We start from the raw sequence: 604 nt of genomic DNA on the forward strand, positions 1-604 counted from the left end.
GTCGGGGACGGACTTGCGATTAGTAAAAAGAAGAGGTGAACGTCATGAAAAAACCAGAGCTCTTAGTGACGCCGACAAGTACAGCGGACATTTTGCCGCTCATACAGGCTGGGGCAACTGCGTTTTTAGTTGGGGAACAGAGATACGGCTTGAGATTAGCCGGAGAATTTTCTCGTGAAGATGTAACAAAAGCCGTAGAGATTGCTCACAAAGAAGGGGCAAAAGTATACGTTGCTGTAAATGCAATTTTCCATAATGATAAAGTGGGTGAGCTTGGCGAATATCTGGCTTTCTTAGCAGAAGCCGGTGTCGATGCAGCGGTATTCGGCGATCCTGCCGTGCTGATGGCTGCCCGTGAATCTGCGCCTGATCTGAAGCTTCATTGGAGCACAGAAACGACAGGCACCAACTATTATACATGCAACTACTGGGGACGCAAGGGTGCGGCGCGTTCTGTGCTTGCCAGAGAATTAAACATGGACAGCATTGTTGAGATTAAAGAAAATGCTGAAGTCGAAATTGAAATCCAGGTGCATGGAATGACGTGCATGTTCCAATCGAAGCGTTCTTTGATTGGAAACTATTTTGAATATCAGGGCAAAGT

Annotated in this window: 1 protein-coding gene; it reads left to right on the top strand. The window is 46.7% G+C overall.

Translation table 11 applies throughout. From position 1 onward, the window contains the following. Positions 1-44 precede the first annotated feature (44 nt). Positions 45-604: peptidase U32 family protein (locus ACWHAR_RS29365; RefSeq protein WP_452088729.1), on the top strand; the 560-nt coding region annotated here is incomplete at its 3' end.

The sequence above is a fragment of the Bacillus sp. LR--39 genome (assembly GCF_053613335.1).